The sequence below is a fragment of the Arthrobacter sp. TMN-50 genome (assembly GCF_054511125.1).
In genome coordinates, this window is sequence record NZ_JBTNDG010000023.1 from 1 (window position 1) to 19,317 (window position 19,317).

Below are 19,317 nucleotides of genomic sequence, written 5' to 3' on the forward strand. Positions count from 1 at the left end.
ATCCTGGGTATACGAACGACGTGATCTCGATGCAGACATGCTGCTGGTCTCTCTTTCAGTAGAACCCCCATTTTAAGAGGGCCCACCGTCCTAAATCTCCGCAGCAGTCCACTTGGTCAAGCGAGGCCGCCGCTCCGCTGGGCGATCGGGTGCTCCGCAGGCTCGTCGGGCGTTCAAAGCGTGCATCAACACTTCGATGTCCGCCCCATCCTCCCGCAGCGCGTTGGCGTCGGGTCGAGCGGGCCACATCAGCAGTCTTGCGACGACGGGTGGAGCCGCGCGCGGAGCATGATCTTCACGATCGACGGGTGCCAAAGGGAGCCGGCTGCGTTGTCGCTAGGCCTTCACTCGGCCTGCTTCCGTACGCTCTTTCCGTGTTGGATCGCAATCGCCCACTTCGCAGAGTCCCTCAGGGAAGAGGACCACATAGTAGGTGCTACGTGACTTTGGCCGGCGGGGCGCCTCGACCAACGCCGCATTGGTCGGCCAGCCTCGCTGGTGCTTCACATCCATATGTTCATCCCCGGGCCACAAGGGATCAACTGAGGCGGGGTCAGTCGTCGATGTCGATGGCGTTCGGGAAGGTTGACAAATTTACCGCTCAGGACTAGACCTGCTTTTGGGGTCTAGCATCCCTGAGCCTTCTGTGAGCATCCGAGGGACGGTAGTTCGATGACGCCCCCTCAGGCGGCACTCGTCGCCTGAGTCGCTCCCTGGGAGGACTCCTCATGCTTAATCAATCACCAGGCCCTCGCGGCTCCTCGCGGCGCCTGCGGCTTGCCCGGCTGACCACCGTCGCGACTGCCTTGACGGCCATTTCTGCGTTCGCCCTGAGCTCGGCTTCCGCCAGCGGCGGCGGAGGGATCGGCGACCCCATCCCTGATGTGCCTCAGAGCCCCGTGAAAGTCGGGCTTGCGCTCGTGACCACCGACGTGACTGCACCGCTCGCAGGGATCACCACACCGGGGCAGAGCCGCAAGCTCTACATCGTCGACCAGATCGGACAGCTCAAAGAACTCAGCATCGACGCCCCTCGCCCAGTAGCTCAGCTAACTACCGTCCTCGACGTCAGCCCGCTGCTGGTCGGCCCCCAGGACGCCACGGACGAGCGGGGCTTCCTCGGCGCGGCCTTCGCCGCCGACGGCCGGCTCTTCACCTACACTTCCGAAGCATTCGACCCAGCTGTGCCGGCCACCTTCCCGCTGCCTCCTGACCCGCCCGGTTCCTGCGATCTCTCCGGTGCCGTACCCGATCATCGCAGCGTGATTCGAGAATGGCACCCAACCAGCACCGCTCCTCTTCGATTCGGCGCGTTGTCCACTAGCCGCATCCTGTTCACGGTCGACCAGCCGCAGTCCAACCACAACGCGGGCGACCTCCACTTCGGTCCCGACGGTATGCTGTACATCGCATTCGGTGACGGCGGCGGCGCAGACGACCAGAACTGCCAAACGAACTTCGACGGCAACCCGATGTTCGGCCACGGTGCCGACGGCAACGGGCAGAACCCTAAGAACCCGCTGGGTGACATGCTGCGGATCGACGTAAACGGGACCAACTCCCACAACGGGCAGTACGGCATACCGGCGGACAACCCCTTCGCCACCACAGCCCCCGCGGGTCAGATCCCGGAGCTTTTCGCGATGGGCTTCCGCAATCCGTTCAGGTTCTCCTTCGACGCCAATGACTTCTCCTCCACCAACGCCGGAACCCCTGCCCAGGCCTGGGTCGGCGACGTTGGTCAGAACGACGTCGAGGAAGTCAACGTGGTCTCCGCGGGCCGCAACTACGGCTGGCGAGTCCGGGAAGGCGGGTTCCAGTTCAACCCCAGCGAATTCCAACTCAAGGGTTCACGCTCCGACGGGTTCGTGTTCGCTCGAACGACCAGCAACGCCACGCTCACCGACCCTGTCGCTCAGTATGACCACGACGACGGTACCGCCATCATCGGCGGTTACGTCTACCGGGGAACCGACGTCCCCGCCCTCCAAGGCCAGTACGTATTCGGCGACACCTCGCGTCGGCTGAACAACGCACACGGCAGGTTGTTCGCCACTTCCGGATCCAAGACGGGGCCACACCGCGTCGTCGAGCTCCGCGACGAGCCTCTGGACGTCCAGCTCATCGGCTTCGGCCAGGACGAGGACAACGAACTCTACGCATTGGTGTTCGAACCGGGGGTGTCCGGTCAGATCCAACAGATCACCCGCTAACGGATCCCCGCCACATCGCCGCGGTCCTCCAAGGCGACCAACAAGCGGCCCAGGGTGGTCCGCACCTCCAAAACCGCACCACAACCTGCCCACACCCATGGGCACACTTTGCGGGGGTTCGTGCACAGTCAGAGCGAGATAGTCCCCCTGCACGGGTGCCAGGTCCACGAACTATGATGAGTTCAACGCCGCCAGGGTCTCGGCCCTCTCAGCGGCGCCGAGCTTGTTCCTACGTACCACCATGACCTGGTCCCCCGTCGGGGTCAGTGCACGATACCGACTCTCACTCACCTCTCGCTGGCGGCGCAAAACTTGCGTTCGAGGCCTGATCGGCCGAGAGTATCCCGATTGATCCCCCGGGCTTCTTCCCGGTCAGGACACCGGCATCACGCAGCTGGCGCCACTCGGTCATCAACCACGAATACAGGCCCTCCCTGAGCAGGAAAGCACCGCCCTGATTGCTCTCACAGGCGTTCTCATACGCGGCCACAAACTCGAGCTTCTGAGCCAGCGTGAACGACCAACGCGGCCGCGGCCCACCCGCCCTCAGTCCGGAACTATTACTACTACTCCAGTCCCAACTTTTTCACACATCATTCCCAATAACGTCCCCGTAACGTCCGAGTAACGGGCCAACCGCTCTAGTAAGTGGTGGTATCCACGTCCGGCCGCCCGGCCGCACGAAACTACGAAACCCGGAGGCGAAGATGCCCCACCCCATAAAACGCCCCGTTACACGTGCCCTGATTGTCGTGGCCGCGACTGTCGGCATAGTGTTCGCTCAGGTTGCACCAGCATCGGCCACCGTGCACGAGATTGTGGGCCAATGGTGCTCCGGTCAGGATCCGCTCGCCCCACCCGGGATCTCCGGCGGAAGTAAGGCGGAAAATATCGCGAAGCCACTCATCGCCTCCGGATTCGTCACAGGGAACCTCGTCCCGCACACCGGAAGTGCAGGGCCTGGTTTGCTCGTCGAGTTCAATTACGACATCCCGAACGCGAAGGTAGTCGGAACCGGCGTGTTTATCGTTATCGACCCCGCTGTGCCGCTCTACCTCGAGCTTGTTAAGCCCGACCCCAAATTCCCGGCGTTCAAGGCCTGTCCGAAGTTGACGACCGGCTGAGTGGTCTGCGCCCCGCTGGGACGGTGGGGCGGGGAGCATTCGTTCACGACGGCGACGGCTCCCCGCCCGGAGCGCGATTCAGAGCTAGATCGCGAAGGCTTACCACTGACGCGCCTACAGCCACGCGCTGATGACGGCGTGCGGGCCATCGGTGTTGGCTAGCACCATGACCAGAATCGCTGCGGCAACTGCGTCGTCCGCCGTCCAGCTTAAAGCCGAGAGCATTATCTGAGCGTGCGACACCTAGGCGCATTATCGGGCCCCGAAATCCTTTGTCATGCCGGTCTTGTTCGGCCTTGCTACGGCTCGATAACGATTCGTCCCAGCGCCTGTCCTGACGCCAGGTACGTGATCGCCTCCGCCGTCCGCTCCAGCGGGAAGCTGCGGTCCACGACCGGCGTGAGCCTTCCAGTGGCGAGCAGGTTGCGCAGAAGCGCCATCGACTCGCGACGGTCCGGCGTCTCGAGCGTGGGCCGGGAGAGACGCCGGTCGGTGAGCGAGCGGGCCATGAGCGCGACCATCGTGGGCAGATTGCCAAGCAGGAGGCGTCCTCGTGTGCCAAAGTGGTCGTGCCCGATGAGCACGTACCGCCCACCATCGGCAAGGATCCTGCGGTAGGCGGCGTACGGGCGGACGCCGACGACGTCGAAGACCAGGTCGTAGCGGTCCTCCCCCTGCGTGACGTCGTCCGTCGTGTAGTCGACGACCCGGCTCGCGCCCAGAGTGCGCAACAGATCGAGCTTGCGCGAGTGGTCGACGGCTGTGACCTCGGCCCCCGCGGAGAGGGCGAGCCGCACGGCGATCGTACCCACCCCGCCTGCGCCACCGACCACCAGGACGTGCTTGCCAGGGAGCCAGGTGCCGAGGTCGGGGAAGTTGAGGATCGTGATGAGCCCCGCCGTCGGGACCGTCGCGGCCTGCGCGAAGGTGACCTGCGGCGGCTTGGTCGCCAGCGCGTTCTCGGCGGCGACGACGTACTGGGCGTACGAGCCGCCGTTACGCCACTGCATCCCGGCCAGCGTCTCCCCGAAGACCTCGTCGCCCGGGGCGAACCGGCTCACCCGTGCGCCGACCGCCTCAACCACGCCCGCCATGTCCGTGCCCGGGACGGTTATTTTGGGGCGGCGGAGCCCGGACCCCATGAGGCGCAGCACCCGGGGCAGGCCAGCCACTACGTGCCATATATCGGGATGGACCGACGCGGCGCGCACCTGGACCATAACCTCGTTCTCACCTACCAGCGGACGGTCGATCTCACGAATCTCGAGCACGTCGGCGGGCGATCCGTAGCCGCTCTGGATGACGGCGCGCATTACTGGGCCTGACTCCGTGAGTCCACGAAGGGAGTGTAGCACCGGGACCCCGCGGCTACCGGGGACCTGGTGTGGGTCTGAGAGCTATGGGGCGCCGCCATCCGGTGTAGAGAAGCCACCCGATCATCCAGAACTCGGCGATGGTTGCCGGGATGACCAGGACGTCGACTAGTAAAGCGGAGTCCGGCGCGAGGAAGGCCAGCAGGCCACTGAGTACGTATCCCACCCCGCCTGCGACGAGCAGCCAGCCCAGGGCCCGGGGCGCCCACCGGGGGCCGAGCACCACGGCACCCATCGGGATCAACCACAGTCCGAAGAAGAGGTTGCCCACGCCCCAGAAGTTGGAGCTGATCAGATACATAAGGTGGGCTAAGCCCGAGGCATCGCCGATCGGGTCGAGTGCGACCTGCAGCGCAGTTGCTAGGAAGGCGGCGCTGCCCAGCAGTGCGATGGCATTGATCAGGCCGAAGACCGCGATGGCGCTGGCGGTGAAGGCGCTGACCGAGCGGAACAGTCGGTAGAACCACAGCGCCACGAGAGCCTGAAAGATCACCGCGCCGAGCTCGAGGCCGATCCCGGCGCGGGCCAGGATCTCGTGCTCGAGCAGGTTGGCGAGGGTGGCATCGGGGCTGCCCTCCTCGAAGATGCGCGCTCGGATCACTAGGAAGCTGAGGCCCCCGGTGACGGTGAGAGCGAGATACAGCAGCCCGGTTGTGCGGGCGTCCCGCGGATCTGGTCTGACAGTAAGTTCGGTGGCCACGAGCATGGGCTTTTCCTTTCTCGAAATCTTACAATGTAAGTTTGACATACACTGTAAGGACGCGCAAGAACGTAAGCGAAAGGACTTTTGGGTTGGCTACACGCGAGCTGTTGAGCCGCGACCGGGTACTGCGGGCGGCGCGAGACCTCGCCGACAGCTCTGGGGTGTCGGCAATCACCATGCGCCGGGTGGCTGCCGCGCTCGGCGTGGAGGCAATGTCGCTCTACCACCATCTCCCGGGCAAGGAAGAGCTCCTGGACGGGCTGGCTGAACAGGTCGTCCAGGAGATCCTAGAGGAGCTCGGGGACGGGCACGGTGTGGAGCACGACGACTGGCGGGCCGAGTTGCGCCACCGGTGTTTGACCGCCCGGAAGGTTATGCTGCGCCACCCCTGGGCCCCCGGTCTCCTGAGCACCCGCCCCTCCATGCCGCCCAGCCTGTGGCCCTACTACGACGGTGTGCTGGAGACGATGCTCCGCGGTGGCCTCGACTACCACCTGGCCCACCGCGGACTGCACGCCTTGGGGTCGATGGTGCTGGGCTTCGTCCAGGAGCTATTCTCGCCGACGGCAGACGGTGGGAACGTCGACACCGACGCGGCCGAGCAGGACTTCGAGGCAATGGCTGCCGCCGTGCCGCACCTGACCGCGATGATGGCATCGGAGGTGCACGCCGCCGGCGACGACGGGCTCGGGTGGTGCGACACCGACAGTGAGTTCGGGTTCACCCTCGACCTGCTGCTGGACGGGCTCCAACGGGCCCGTTGACAAGAGTATCTCGGGACGATTACTCGCGAGCGGACAATTCAGACCTTCCGACACCCTTGTGCAGACACCTGCGCACGGTCAATATCCAGCTGATCGAGCTGTACCGGCATATCGGAAATCACCTCCTGGCCCAGCGAGAACACTAGGGGTGGTCACCGATGTTTGGGACGGCTCTCCACAAGCCGGGCGCGGGTGCCCTTACTGGATTGCCGTATCACGCGCCTTCGAGCGCCCCTCACCCATAGATCCGCCGCAGCGTCAGTTGCCTTCGACGAACCGAATCTCGTATCGACCGCCGGGCTGCTGCCGATGATGACGTTGGCCCGGGACGCCTGATTACATGAGCTGAGCGATCGGTGGTTGACGGTGCCTATGGATAAGGGCGCACCCAGGAAAGCCTGGTCTGCATCAACGTCGTCGATAACCACGTAGGGCCAACCCTCCGCCTCGGCCTGCCGAGGCCAAGCACCGAGATCAGCTACGTAAAAATGGTGGCAAGCTACCTTGGCCACGACACCAACGCTGGAGGTGTGCTCTTCGCCATCTCCACCCACACTGGACAGCGGGACCGGGATCTGCGGATTGCCGCTTCGCCTGAGAGGCTCCCCCGAGATATTGGCTTTAGGAAAAGACCAAGAAAAGTCATGTACCTTCACCACCACTCCCCCATGAAGTAGTAAGAAAGCCCAATCAGGGCTGAACGAGGGAAAGGGTGCATCAGACCACAGGAAACCGCAACCCACCCACCAAAACAGGCACACCCTGCGCACACATTTCGCCGGTTTGTGCACAGTCAGAGAGCAAAGCAGCCTCTGACTAGGGGAAACACTGTGCCCGAAGTGGGACTTGAACCGGCTTTCACCCCCTGCAAACACTGGCCTCCGCCGAAAACCTCCCCAAACCGGCCCAATCCGGCATCGATACGCCCCGGTCCGACACCCAAGGTGTGCACATTGTGCACACCCCCTTTTTTGTCCTGCTCTTCGGCCAGGTTTGACGGCCCCCGTGACCCTGTCGAGCGAGCAACTTCATACCCTGCGACGGTCAGTCGTACCCGACCTGAAATCGCTTCTTTCAAAACCCCTCGTGAATGTACTGAATAGCCACCAGCAAGACCGCATTGCACGGGTCCTATGTGAAGCAACATCATCGAAGTCATCTCTCTTTTCCGAATATCTCATAGATATGTGGGAAGGAAACTACGTGACTGAGGAATTCCCTAGATTTCGGTGACGGCCGCGTCGATCGGCACGGGGCGAGGGCCGCTTGGTCCAGACAGATCTATCTGACCCGAATCCGAAATAAGAAGCGATCTGAGCCAACGATGTTTCAACCGTTCCTCAAATTGTTTTTCCTAAAAGGCGACGACCGAAGGCGGAGCCACTGATATGCCAACCATATCGATCCGACGACTGGCAGAAGGGGAAACGTGGGCTTGCCGTTAGCGACGAGGAATACGAAAACGATCCACAGACTACCGGTGACGACCGCTGTGGAAATGAGCGACTTGCGGGTGACCGGACTAGACGGCAAGACGATACCCTCAACCCGAAGCTTACGAGTTTCAAGCACAGCCCCACGGATCAATGGAACGAATACAGCAGCCAAACCTGAGACTGTTAACAAAGTCCGCCAGGGTTGCGGAACGTTCGCCGCATCTAGGGCGCTGCCCAGCAGGACCCCTAGGAAGAGGAACCACCACAGACCCCAGACCACGAGGCGTCGTCGCTTTGGAGGCATGCCCTCCAGCGAATCCGACGGGCGGGATTGCCAATCGTACTTGTTGCCGTTCTTTTCTGCCTCCGGGCTCATTCGCTCAGCCTAGCCCCACCCCGCACTGCGTTCGCTGCGTGGCGCGGCCGCCCCGTCAATGCTCGATAGTGGTTCATTTCCATTCGGACGGGGACGGTTCAGTATTTGAAAGCCAGCTACATGTACTTCGGGCACTGGGGAAATGGCGTCAACGATTAAGCGGCGCCCGTAGCCGCAGTCGACGGCCCTATCAAACGGCTTTTGCGCTGGGTACATCCTGCTCCCTGCGTACGTGGCGTCCATATTTGACGTGTATTTCTAGTAGCGACCAACGCCGACGAGTCACGCCGGTTTTGATATACGAGACACGGGCCTTAATGCCGCCGGACAGCACTAACGCCGGGAGCCAACAAAATCCGGGGCAGTCCCGGCTATCGTGTGGTTTGTCCGGTGAGGAGCTGCCAGGTCTGTGGTGTGTTTGTTAGTGTGCCGGTGATGGCCGCGTGAGCGCAGGCGGCGCCCTGTGCGCGAAGATTTTGCTGGACGGTGGTCAGCCTTTTTCCCCTAGCGGTGTCGGAGGCATCCCATCCCGTCACGGCGAGACTTTTTGGAACGTCCACGCTGGCTCGTCTTGCTGCTTCCAGGGTGCCGAGGGCGATTTCGTCGCTCATGGCCAGAATGGTGTCCGGCGGACCCGCACGGTCCAGCAACCGGGCGGCGGCTTGCATCCCTGCCTCGAAACTGTTGATAGGGCAGGAAACCACGTCTACATCCGCCCAGTGGAATCCGGCCGAAGTGAGTGCGTCCCGGTACCCCAGGATCCGGTTCCGTGTCACGGGATATGTCATCTTCGTTGGATCGGGGCCCTTGGTGATCATCGCGGACCTTTCCCTGGTGAAGGGAAAGCTGATGATGGCGGGACGTTCGGCCTGTTGAAGACCTTCTGCTGCGACCGCTTGCGCCGCCGCACGATCGTCAATGCCTACTAGGCCGAAGGCCTTCTTCTCCGGGCCGGCATGGATGATCGTTGGCCTACCTGTCAGAGCGAGGGCACCGAGGACCGGATCATCGTCCGTCGTGGTCCACACGACGAAAGCGTCTACGGCTGCGGCACGGATGCGCTGCGTATCGTCTGCGGACCCGTTGGTCGGGAGAATGGTCATGGCCAACCCGTTCTCAGCACAAACATCCGCAATTCCGGCTAAGAAACGGGTTGCTTGCCGGTCATCGAACGCGTAAGCGAGTGTCTCGCCCAGCACGACGCCGAGCGCGCCGCTGGTTCCTTTACGCAGCGAACGGGCGCTGGGGTCCGGGCCCGGATACCCCAACGCGGCAGCGGCCTTGAAGACCTTTTCCCTGGACGCCGCCGACACCCGGGATGGCGTGCTGTAAGTGTAGGACGCGGTCATCGCCGATACGCCGGCGTGACGTGCCACCTCGTTGAGCGTGACTTTGAATTCCGGTACGGAAGGTGACATGAGACCAGTCTAGGTGTGTATCGTTACACACATGATTTCTTCATCTCAACCCTTCCGTCAGTTGGTGTGGGCGTCTTATGGGTCATTCGCTGTGTTCGGTGCTTTCTGGGGGGCCTGGGGTGCCAATATTCCACGGCTCAGATCACAAGCTGACATCTCAGATGGGCAGCTCGGCACGGCATTGTTGTTCATTGGGGTTGGCGCCCTGCCGGCGATGCTGCTCACGGGCCGGATTGTTGACCGCTTCGGAGAGCGGATTACCGCAGCCCTCACCCTGATCCTGCTGGGGGCATCGGGACTCATAGTGGCCGTGACGGCGACAGGATTTACCAGCCTCTCTCTGGGTCTACTCCTGGTTGGTGCAACCAGCGGAGCAACCGATGTGGCGATCAACTCCGCCGCAGGATCCGCCGAAAAGTTCTCAGCCCAACCGGTGATCACGCGGTCCCATGGCATGTTTTCGGCCTTCGTCGTGGTTTCCAGCCTGACTACGGGCCTATCGACCGCTGCAGGGGCCAGCATTACCATCTCGTTCCTCCTGGTCGGCGCCGCGTCCATCTTCGTCAGCGCCTATCTCTTCACCACCTCCCCGGTTTACATCCCCGGCGCTCCACAACGCCCGAACAGAGCCATCGAGGACACCTCTCGCCGACGATCCGATCACAGCCGAGGCGTCCCTGTTCTGGGTATCGTGCTGGTCGGGATCCTAGGCGCGATGGCCTTCGCAGGGGAGAACGCCCATCAAAGCTGGGCAGCAGTGTTCTTCGCCGACGAACTAGGCACCGGGGTGGCCCTGAGCGCCACCGCGCCCGCAGTGTTTGCCGCCGTCGTCGCCATCACACGCTTCAGCACCGGCCACCTTAGACCCGCCCACGCAACCAAAACCCTAGTCCTCGGCGCCGTCGCAGCCAGTGTCGGGGCAGCAATACTCGCGGTATCGCCGAACATCATCGTGGCAGTGACCGGGCTAGCGATAGCCGCCGCTGGCACAGCCGTCCTGTATCCAACGCTGCTGGGCCTCGTCTCCCGTGCCGCCGACGACAAAACCCGCGGACGGGCAACTTCGCTCCTCACCACCATCTCCTACCTAGGATTTCTCCTCGGTCCGGTCTACGTAGGTCTATGGTCCGAAGCCGGCGGACTCCGCACAGCAATGGCCGCAGTAGCAGCCCTCTGCGGCCTCTTACTCATCCTTACGCCGGTCCTCCTGCGAATCCGGCGCAATCTCACCACCCCCCTCCCCCGCACCGCATCACACAGACGGCCCCCACCACTGAACAATGGATCACGATGTTCCAGAACATGACCTGACTGAACGAACCAGCCCACCGGTCAAACACCACAGACTCACTGACCGTCACCTCTGATCACGAGACAGACTTTTGGCGGGAGACCTTCTACGGGTTCACCCGCGACACAGGACATTTCCTCTACCGTGACGAGGTGGGGGACTGCTGAAGGTTTGTTTGACTCATTCTCATGTTCAGTGGGAGGCCGATGACACCCTGATATGTAAGAAGGTTGCGAGCCAGTCTTGCAGCGTTCAGGACCAGAAGAATTTCGAGCGTATAGTCCCCCTTCTGGCAGATCGTTTAAATTGCAGTACAGGGAACGTTGCGGAATTGGACTAACCGTACACAAGCTCGAAAACCCGCTCCGGCGCCCACGGACACCATAGGATTCAACCGGATCTATAGGACGACCGGCGTCATGCCGTGCCGCCGAAACATACCCATGAATCACCAGAAGCATCCTCGCTGTTTGTCATTCTGATCCCCATCATCGCTGCCCGGGTCCTCCGCGCAACCAGGACGCGAAGCGCCGGGAGCAGACCAAACTTTCGTTCGGCGCTCCTCCGTCGCTTACTTCCTCCCGAAAATTTCAGCCCGCTCCCGGTCCCCCAAGTTGCACTCCGGCCCCTGGCACCCAGCGGTGATTCCTTTATCAGAACGACACACACATCTGACAGACACGCCCGGTGTCAGCCAGCCGCTGAAGGAGAAGGAACATGGAACGGCTAACCATCAAAACCCCCGCCGACGTCCTCAGTTTCATTGGCCACACCTACGGGTTTTGGCCCAGGAAAGCCCGGTCTGCATCACCCTCGCTGATAGCCACGTAAGGCGACCCTTCGCGTCGACCTGGCTGGAGCCGACTCGGAGAGCGCGAGAATGTGGATGTTGACGAGTGGAGGGCACTCCTTTCTGAGTTTGCTGCTCAGGTTCCGGTATGGTCCGGTCGGCGCCCGGACAGATCCTCCACCGCCTGCTCGATGCCCACAGCCTCGAGTTCGACGTCCTCCATGTACAGCCTTCCCGCCATGATAAGGCCGTCCTCAATATCGAAAAGGGCTACCCCACGCGCCTGGAACGATTGACCGTCGGTGCGATTACCAAACCAGGACCACTCGGTCCACGTGGTCTTTCCGTCCTCGACCGAGTGGATTAATTCTGTGTGAATGTCAGGGATCCCGTCGAATATCGCCGCCCAGTTCGCACGCATCTGCGCCCTGCCCACAAACGCCCGGCCAGGGTGGGCAGGCTGCTGGCTATGGTAGTCCTCATGGAAAAGCGCCGCTGCCGCTTCCAGCTCATGCGCGTTCACCGCGGCCACAAGCCGATCTATGACCTCACTCATCATCGCTCTCCCTTCGGCTGCCCAAGGGACGGGTTAACACGTCTTTCGAAACGTACTGCATCTGAAGGACTTTGAACATGATCTCTGAGCCCGGACCGTTCGGTCCAAGGATCAACGCCCTACTAAGCATGCTCGTGGCCAGACTAAAGCCTCCCCTTACCGCAAGTTCACCAATAGCCAGCGGATTATCGAACTGGAACAGTATTAGCCCGGATCTATGGAACGCCCCGGCGTCATGCCGTGCCGCCGAAACATACCCATGGATGACCAGAAGCATGTTCGCTGTTTGTCTTTCTGATCCCCATCATCGCTGGGCGGGTCCTCCGCGCAACCAAGGTGCGAGGCGCCGGGATCGGACCAAAGTTTCGTTGGGCGCTCCTCCGTCGCTTATTTCCTCGCGAAACTTGGGCCATCTCCCGGTTCCCCAAGTTGCACTCCGGCCCCTCGTACCCAGCGGTGATTCCTTTATCAGAACGACGCACAAATCTGACAGATACGCCCGGTGCCGGAATATAACCACTGGTTTGGCAGTGGTGGTGACCAACCCTCGGAGATCCTCAGTCTTTTTGGAGGACAATGCGAACGGATATGCATCCACGCGAAGCCACGTTAACAGTTATTTTGGGTGAGTTGTTCTGCAGAGTTGCTGACTCTCCACGCCCGGCATTCGGGGAGAATGCTGGCCGCGCAGTCCCCGCATCCATAGGATGAGCCCATGGCAGTGGCGGTTTTGGCGACAAAGCTATTCGTCCCGTCCCCGCGCGCCCAGACGATCTTCCGACCTCATCTCGTAAATCAACTGAATGCTGGAATCCGAGCGGGACGAAGACTGACCCTCGTCTGCGCTCCTGCTGGATTCGGCAAAACCACGCTTTTTAGCGAGTGGATTGCACAGACGCGTCGACAGGATCCGCAGGTGCGCGTCGCGTGGTTGTCACTCGAGGACAGTGACAACGATCCCGTCCGTTTCCTCACCTATCTTGCTGCTGCGCTCCATCGGGCCGATCCCCATGTTGGTCCGGAGGTTCACGACGTGCGGCTGTCCGCTGAAGCGACCCTCACATCGCTGATCAATGACATGTCCGACGGCGCTCAGCCGATGATCATATTTCTGGATGATTTCCAACTTATCGAGGACGCAGCCGTCCGCGATGCGGTCGTCTTCCTGCTCGACCACTTGCCGTCCAAGACGCACGTTGCCATAGCGAGCCGCACCGATCCGCTCCTTCCGCTGGCGAGACTGCGGGCAAACGGAGACCTGACCGAGTTGCGCGCCACTGACCTGCGCTTCACTGTCGATGAAGCCGCTGCCTTTCTCAACCAAGTGATGGGCCTCTCACTTACGCGCGAGAACGTCGCGGCGCTTGAGACGCGCACCGAGGGCTGGATCGCCGGACTTCAACTCGCCGCGCTGTCCATGCGCGAAAGCTCGGATGTCCCCGCCTTCATCGACGCATTCGCAGGCAGCAACCGGTTTGTCATCGACTACCTTATCGAAGAGGTTCTGCACCGGGCACCGCTCCACATCCGTGAGTTCCTCTGCCAGACTGCCATTCTTGAGCGGCTCAGCGGTCCGCTCTGCGACGCGGTGACCGGGCGGACGGACAGCACACAGATGCTGGAGTCGCTTGAGCGCGCGAACCTGTTCATCGTTCCCTTGGACGACAGGCGGCAGTGGTATCGATACCACCACCTCTTCGCTGATGTGCTGCGCTTGAGGCTGCTCGCGCACGGCCCGGCGCGCGTCGCGGCGCTTCACAGCCGGGCCAGTCAGTGGTTCGAGAACGACGACTCGCCCGACGAGTCGGTCAGGCATGCGTTCGAGGCCGCCGACTTCCAGCGGGCCGCGCGAGTGATTGAGGCCACCATCCCCGGGGTCCGCAAGAGCAGGCAGGATGCCACCCTCCTCGGCTGGATCGCGACGCTGCCAGAGGACGCCAAGAAGCGCAGGCCCGTCCTACGGGTGTTCTCCGCTTGGTCATCGCTCGTCGCGGGCGACATCTCTTCTGTCGATCGCCAACTGAGCGAAGCAGAACGTCTCCTCGCGGCAGGAGCCGACGGCGAGGCGCCCGCTCACGATTCGGAGCCGGGCGAAGAACTCCAAACTCTGCCCGTCACGATCGAGCTCTACCGAGCCTCCCTCGCCCTGGCCATGGGAGACCAGGCTGGGATCGCGCACCATGCCAAACGTGCATTCGACCTTGCGGGGCCCGAAGATCATTTGGGACGGGGCGCGGCGGCCGGTTTCCTGGGCCTCGCATCATGGGCCAACGGGGATCTTGAGGCCGGGGTGACCGCCTTCGGTAACTCCACGAAGAGCCTACGCGCTGCCGGCAACCTGACCGACGCGCTGAGCACCACGATGGTGATCGCCGACATGTTGCTGCCGCTGGGTCGGCTTCGGGAAGCCCAGAAGATCTACGAGGTTGCGCTCCAGCAATCCATCGAGCACGGCGCCGGCCAACCGACAGCGGACCTTCACGCCGGCCTTAGCGACGTGCTTCAGGATCGAAACAAGCTCACCCTCGCCAAGGATCATCTAGCGGCAAGCACCAAGTTGGGTGAAAGCGCCTTTTCGCACGAGCATCGATACAGGTGGTTCGTGGCGATGGCGAGAGTGCACGAAGCGGAGGGTGCACCCGATCTTGCTCTTGAGTCACTCACGCAGGCGGAACAGCACTACCGCCGCGGGTTCTTCCCCGAGGTCCGCCCGATCGGCGGCATCAGAGCCCGCATCCGCATCAGGCAGGGACGCCTTCCTGAGGCACGCGCATGGGTGGACGAGCAGGAGCTGACATCTGTCGATACACTCCACTATCTCCACGAATTTGGTCACATCACACTCGCTCGGCTGCTGATTGCGGAGCACGGCGTTGACCCTCTGGGCGACTCCCTCCACGTTGCGCGCGAGCTGCTCGGCCGACTGCTCGTTGCGGCCGAAGCCGGCAGTCGGATGGGGAGCGTCAGCGAAATCCTGGTACTGCAGGCCATCGCATACCACGCGCAGGGCGAGACAGCCCTCGCCCTCGTGCCTCTGGAACGCGCCCTCACTCAGGCCGAGCCCGAAGGCCGCTCCCGATTATTTGTCGACGAGGGCGCACCGATGCTGGCCATCCTGCGTAGCGCCGCTGGCGCGGGCATCCGCCCGGACTTCGTTCGTCGGCTAAGCCAGATGCTCCGCGACAACGACACCGGTGACGCTGTTGCCCTAGACCAACCGCACGAGGTGCTGAGCGAGCGTGAATTGCACGTACTGAGGCTTTTGGCCACCGAGTTGTCGGGCCCGGAGATCGCCCGCGAACTCTATGTCTCGCTCAACACGATGCGGACCCATACGAAGCATATTTTCCTCAAACTCGACGTGAACAGCCGCGCCGCCGCTGTCCGCCGTGCGGAATCTCTAGGTCTGATCTAACAAGACCTCCACCACAATCACCACGCAATCCGCGGATGTGGTGATGTCACATCACCACATCGCTGCGTAGCTTTCGAACGTGCCCGGGTAACCTCCCGGCCAACCCGGAACAAAAGGAGCACATCATGAGCATCACGACTTCCACCCTCATCCGCGGGGCCGCGGTCGCCGCCGTCCTCGCAGGCCTTTCCTACATCGTCATCCAATTCATCCACCCCGCCGACGTTGTCGCATCGCTGTCCACCCAACAGTGGGTGGTCGTCCACACCCTAAGCTTCGCCGAGGCGATACTAGCTCTCATCGGAATAACCGGCATCTATCTTAGCCAGGTACGACAGATTGGGATCCTGGGACTCATCGGATATCTGGTGTTCGGATTCTTCTTCATCCTGCAGGCCTCCTTCAACTTCGCCGAAGCATTCATCGCCCCCCTGTTCGTCGCCGACGCACCCCAGGTATCCGTTGACTTCGTCGGGTTGTTCGGGCGGTATGCGGCCGTTACGGATCTCGGCCCTCTGGCCGCCCTGCCCCAAATTGGAGGCCTACTTTACGTAGGCGGAGCGATACTCCTCGGCATCGCCGTCATCCGCGCCAGGGTGCTCTCGCGCGGCGCGGGCATCCTGCTGATCACTGCCGCCGCACTAACGCCCATCGCTGGCGCACTGCTGCCCCACACCCTCGAACGCGCAGCCGCCATTCCCATGGGCTTCGCCCTGATCTGGCTCGGATACTCCCTCCGGTCCGACCAACGCAAAAACACCGCAACGCTGAAGGTACGCGCGGACAAGGCCCGCATCGACACCGCCCAGAAATGAGGCGCTACGAAATCTGTCTCGAGGGGCAGCTTGATTCGAGATGGAGTGACTGGTTCGAGGGCTTCACACTCACGAATGGTGCGGATGGACTCACCACCCTCACCGGCCCCGTCATCGATCAAGCTGGTCTCCACGGGTTGCTTCGACGGGTGGGGAATCTAGGCATGACCCTCATCTCGATCAACATTTCGGACGACGCGGACGCCCGCCCTCCCGCACACCTCACGACTGAGCAGAATGCGCCATGACCACAAACATCGTTGCACCCCGTTCCACGAGCCTCACGCCCTCCGAGCTCATTCCCCTCAGCTCTACCCCCTTGACCGCCGGTGTGGCGCAGCGAGAGTCAATGTCGAATCGGTGAGTGGCAGAACGCATGGGCCGCTGGACTAACCAAAGCCTTATCGGCAAGGAGCGGCAGCCCCCTGGAAAACGGATTTCCGACCTGAGGTTGCTTCTGATGCCCGACATGCGGTTCGGGAGCTTAACTTTCTTCGGAGGCGTGCGCGGCTTCGATCCCCTCAAGGATGATCTGGAGGCCGAACCGGAACTCGTTCCCGAAGGCGTATTCCGGTTGCAGGATGTAGGTCACCGCGATTTCGGCAAGGTGGGGATAGGCGTCCGACATCATTCGCTGCTGCGCCAGGATGTCCTCCGTGGCCTCGCTCATACCTCCACTTTCGTCGAGTGGCAAGGATGCCTCCTGAAGGGCGAACCCGTCGACGTAGCTGTCGAGGAGGGACATCGCGTGCCCGGCCATGGCCGGGGAAAACCCTGCACCGCGCAGGCATCCGATCGTGGCATCGAGGTGTTTCAAGGTTTCGGCCCCAGGCGTACTCCGCATCAGGGCGATCGCCCAGGAGTGCCGGGCGAGGACGGCGCGGGCAGATTCGGCACGCTCCCGCATCGCCGATTTCCAATCAGTTTTAGGGGAGGGCAAGACGATCTCGCTGAAAACGACGTCGACCATCCCATCAATGAGATCGTCCTTGCTTTTGACATGGTAGTAAAGCGACATCGCCTCGACCCCGAGTTCTTGGGCGAGTTTGCGCATACTCAGCGACTCCAGCCCGCCGGCATCGGCGAGCCCAACAGCCACCTGAACCGCTCTGTCCCTGGTAACAGGTTCTCTGGTAGCTGCCTTCGTTTTCGCTGGTGCCACGGTGTCACCGCCTCCAATACAACTCGTAATTCTTGAGAATGATCAAGCTACCCATAGACGTTACCTTACGACGTATGGTAACTTCAATTCGTTACCTTACACCGTTAGGTTATCCGACAGATAGTGAAGCGAAGCGATGAAATCATCAACCAGCCCAGACAGAACAGCAGTGGCAATGAAAGCAGTCGTTCAACACCGGTATGGCGCCGCTGACGTGCTCAGCTACCAGGACGTCGATAAGCCGGTGATCAAGGACGGCGAAGTTCTGGTCCGGGTCCGTGCGACGGCCATCAATCACGCCGACTGGGTTTATACCAGCGGCCGCCCACTGATCGCACGTCTCGCCTTCGGGTTGCGCACACCGAGAAACATGGTGCGGGGCAAGGACATTGCAGGACAGGTGGAGGCGGTGGGCGCCGGTGTTGCCGAGTTCAGCCCAGGCGATGAGGTGTATGGCGAAGTCGAGGCCGGAGGTTTTGCCGAATACGCAGCTGTTCCCGCAAATCTGCTGGCACTGAAGCCGACAAACCTGACCTTCGAGCAGGCCGCCACGGTTCCACTTTCGGCGAGAACCGCGCTTCAGGGACTAAAGGATGGCGGCAACATCCAACCGGGACAGAAAGTCCTGATCAATGGCGCTTCCGGCGGTGTCGGCACCTTCGCCGTCCAGATAGCCAAAGCATTCGGGGCGGAAGTCACCGGTGTGTCCAGTGCGAAGAATGCAGAACTGGTCCGGTCACTCGGCGTGGATCATGTCATCGACTACACGCAGGAAAACTTTACGGAGAGCGGACTGCAGTATGACCTAATCTTCGACTCGATCGGGAATCACACGCTGTCGGCATTTCGGCAGGCGCTCACACCCCAAGGGACGCTCGTGCTTTCCAGCGGCACCGGAGGCCGCGTGCTCGGGCCCATGGGTCGCATTGTTCGGGCGCTTTTCCTGTCGCTGTTCATCCGCCAGAACCTGCGCGTGGTCCCCGCGAAGCCAGGCAGGGAAAGCCTGGACCTGTTGCGGGAACTCATCGAGTCCGGTCAGGTCACACCGGCCATTGATCGGACCTACTCGCTGAGCAGAGTACCTGAGGCCATCAGGTATTTCGTCGAGGATCACGCCCGCGCAAAAATCGTCATCACCGTATGACGTCCTCCGCCATCCAACGTCCGCGCTCGGGTGGTATTCCATTCAACCCGTTTCATCCTCAAGAAACCCAGGATCAAGACCATGAGCATTGTCCCGAGTAACACTTCTGAACCGTCCCGCCCACAGCCCGAGAGAATGAGCCCTGCTTACATGCTGGTGCTCATCACGGGCGTCCTACTGACCGCAAGCTCACTGATCGTCTTCGCCGACTCCGGCCCCGTGCTCGCAGGTCTCGCCCTGCTTGTCGTCGGACTCTCGCTCATCATCCTCGGCGCCGTGGGCCTTGGCAGGGGCCTGCTTCCCCCATACCGTCCGGGAATCACGGGAGAGGAAGGAGCGACTTACCCTGCACGGCTCGAGGGGAACTGGATCCCAACCTCTCGCGGTGGATGTGGCTGGTCAAATGGATTCTGGCCATTCCGCACTACCTAGTGCTCGCCATCCTCGGGATTGCCTTCGTGGTGGTCACTGTCGCCGCAGGCGTGATGATCCTGTTCACCGGGCGCTACCCGGCGTCGCTCTTTCAGTTCACGGTCGGCGTTCTGCGCTGGCACTGGCGGGTCGCCTTCTACGCCAACGGCGTGCTGGGCACCGACCACTACCCACCCTTCACCCTGGCGCACACCGATTACCCGGCAACTTTTGAGGTGGACTACCCCGAAAAGCTCTCGCATGGGCGGGTCCTGGTCAAGTCCTGGCTCCTCGCCCTACCTCACCTGCTCATTGTCGCTGCACTT

General features: G+C 61.9%; 17 protein-coding genes. 11 read left to right on the forward strand and 6 right to left on the reverse strand.

Annotation, left to right across the window (positions count from 1 at the left end):
* Nucleotides 1–728: 728 nt before the first annotated feature.
* A complete protein-coding gene (locus ACX80A_RS14720; RefSeq protein WP_459260513.1) occupies nt 729–2,213 on the forward strand; it encodes a PQQ-dependent sugar dehydrogenase in 1,485 nt (494 codons plus the stop codon).
* 283 nt (nt 2,214–2,496) lie between these two features.
* On the opposite strand, the gene ACX80A_RS14725 is transcribed toward ACX80A_RS14720, so the two are convergent.
* On the reverse strand, nt 2,497–2,703 hold the full coding sequence (locus tag ACX80A_RS14725) for a hypothetical protein (RefSeq protein WP_459260514.1): 207 nt from the start codon (nt 2,701–2,703) through the stop codon (nt 2,497–2,499).
* Nucleotides 2,704–2,920: 217 nt separating this feature from the next.
* Between ACX80A_RS14725 and ACX80A_RS14730 the strand changes: the two genes are divergently transcribed.
* The gene (locus ACX80A_RS14730) at nt 2,921–3,337 is read left to right on the forward strand and encodes a hypothetical protein (protein ID WP_459260516.1); all 417 of its coding nucleotides are present in this window, start codon (nt 2,921–2,923) and stop codon (nt 3,335–3,337) included.
* 299 nt (nt 3,338–3,636) lie between these two features.
* Here ACX80A_RS14730 and ACX80A_RS14735 read toward each other — a convergent pair whose 3' ends face one another.
* Both ACX80A_RS14735 and ACX80A_RS14740 read right to left on the reverse strand, forming a co-directional pair.
* Nucleotides 3,637–4,692: an NAD(P)-dependent alcohol dehydrogenase gene (locus ACX80A_RS14735; RefSeq protein WP_459260517.1), complete on the reverse strand. Its 1,056-nt coding sequence runs from the start codon at nt 4,690–4,692 to the stop codon at nt 3,637–3,639.
* Between the two features lie 13 nt (nt 4,693–4,705).
* On the reverse strand, nt 4,706–5,416 hold the full coding sequence (locus ACX80A_RS14740) for a DUF4386 domain-containing protein (RefSeq protein ID WP_459260518.1): 711 nt from the start codon (nt 5,414–5,416) through the stop codon (nt 4,706–4,708).
* A gap of 86 nt (nt 5,417–5,502) precedes the next feature.
* Here ACX80A_RS14740 and ACX80A_RS14745 point away from each other — a divergent pair, with 86 nt between their 5' ends.
* Nucleotides 5,503–6,177 (forward strand): TetR/AcrR family transcriptional regulator, encoded by a 675-nt coding sequence (locus ACX80A_RS14745; protein ID WP_459260519.1) that lies wholly within the window; start codon nt 5,503–5,505, stop codon nt 6,175–6,177.
* A 2,183-nt stretch (nt 6,178–8,360) separates the two neighbouring features.
* Here the strand turns inward: ACX80A_RS14745 and ACX80A_RS14750 are convergent.
* On the reverse strand, nt 8,361–9,407 hold the full coding sequence (locus ACX80A_RS14750) for a LacI family DNA-binding transcriptional regulator (RefSeq protein ID WP_459260520.1): 1,047 nt from the start codon (nt 9,405–9,407) through the stop codon (nt 8,361–8,363).
* A gap of 31 nt (nt 9,408–9,438) precedes the next feature.
* Between ACX80A_RS14750 and ACX80A_RS14755 the strand changes: the two genes are divergently transcribed.
* Together ACX80A_RS14755 and ACX80A_RS14760 are read left to right on the forward strand one after the other, a co-directional pair.
* A complete protein-coding gene (locus ACX80A_RS14755; RefSeq protein WP_459260521.1) occupies nt 9,439–10,713 on the forward strand; it encodes an MFS transporter in 1,275 nt (424 codons plus the stop codon).
* Between the two features lie 5 nt (nt 10,714–10,718).
* Nucleotides 10,719–10,865, forward strand: a complete 147-nt coding sequence (locus ACX80A_RS14760) for a DUF1349 domain-containing protein (RefSeq protein WP_459260530.1) — start codon at nt 10,719–10,721, stop codon at nt 10,863–10,865.
* Nucleotides 10,866–11,624: 759 nt separating this feature from the next.
* On the opposite strand, the gene ACX80A_RS14765 is transcribed toward ACX80A_RS14760, so the two are convergent.
* Nucleotides 11,625–12,044: a nuclear transport factor 2 family protein gene (locus ACX80A_RS14765; RefSeq protein WP_459260522.1), complete on the reverse strand. Its 420-nt coding sequence runs from the start codon at nt 12,042–12,044 to the stop codon at nt 11,625–11,627.
* Nucleotides 12,045–12,759: 715 nt separating this feature from the next.
* Here ACX80A_RS14765 and ACX80A_RS14770 point away from each other — a divergent pair.
* From ACX80A_RS14770 to ACX80A_RS14780, 3 genes are all read left to right on the forward strand, one after another.
* Nucleotides 12,760–15,459: a LuxR C-terminal-related transcriptional regulator gene (locus ACX80A_RS14770; protein ID WP_459260523.1), complete on the forward strand. Its 2,700-nt coding sequence runs from the start codon at nt 12,760–12,762 to the stop codon at nt 15,457–15,459.
* Nucleotides 15,460–15,584: 125 nt separating this feature from the next.
* A complete protein-coding gene (locus tag ACX80A_RS14775; RefSeq protein WP_459260524.1) occupies nt 15,585–16,274 on the forward strand; it encodes a hypothetical protein in 690 nt (229 codons plus the stop codon).
* On the forward strand, nt 16,271–16,522 hold the full coding sequence (locus ACX80A_RS14780; protein WP_459260525.1) for a hypothetical protein: 252 nt from the start codon (nt 16,271–16,273) through the stop codon (nt 16,520–16,522). The genes ACX80A_RS14775 and ACX80A_RS14780 overlap by 4 nt, the downstream gene beginning before the upstream one ends.
* Nucleotides 16,523–16,758: 236 nt before the next feature.
* Here the strand turns inward: ACX80A_RS14780 and ACX80A_RS14785 are convergent, their stop codons facing one another.
* On the reverse strand, nt 16,759–17,373 hold the full coding sequence (locus ACX80A_RS14785) for a TetR/AcrR family transcriptional regulator (RefSeq protein ID WP_459260526.1): 615 nt from the start codon (nt 17,371–17,373) through the stop codon (nt 16,759–16,761).
* A 238-nt stretch (nt 17,374–17,611) separates the two neighbouring features.
* Here ACX80A_RS14785 and ACX80A_RS14790 point away from each other — a divergent pair, with 238 nt between their 5' ends.
* The 3 genes from ACX80A_RS14790 to ACX80A_RS14800 all read left to right on the forward strand — a co-directional run.
* Nucleotides 17,612–18,580: an NAD(P)-dependent alcohol dehydrogenase gene (locus tag ACX80A_RS14790; RefSeq protein ID WP_459260527.1), complete on the forward strand. Its 969-nt coding sequence runs from the start codon at nt 17,612–17,614 to the stop codon at nt 18,578–18,580.
* A 135-nt stretch (nt 18,581–18,715) separates the two neighbouring features.
* A complete protein-coding gene (locus tag ACX80A_RS14795; RefSeq protein WP_459260528.1) occupies nt 18,716–19,012 on the forward strand; it encodes a hypothetical protein in 297 nt (98 codons plus the stop codon).
* Nucleotides 18,970–19,317: DUF4389 domain-containing protein (locus tag ACX80A_RS14800; protein ID WP_459260529.1), on the forward strand; the 348-nt coding region annotated here is incomplete at its 3' end. The genes ACX80A_RS14795 and ACX80A_RS14800, both read left to right, overlap by 43 nt.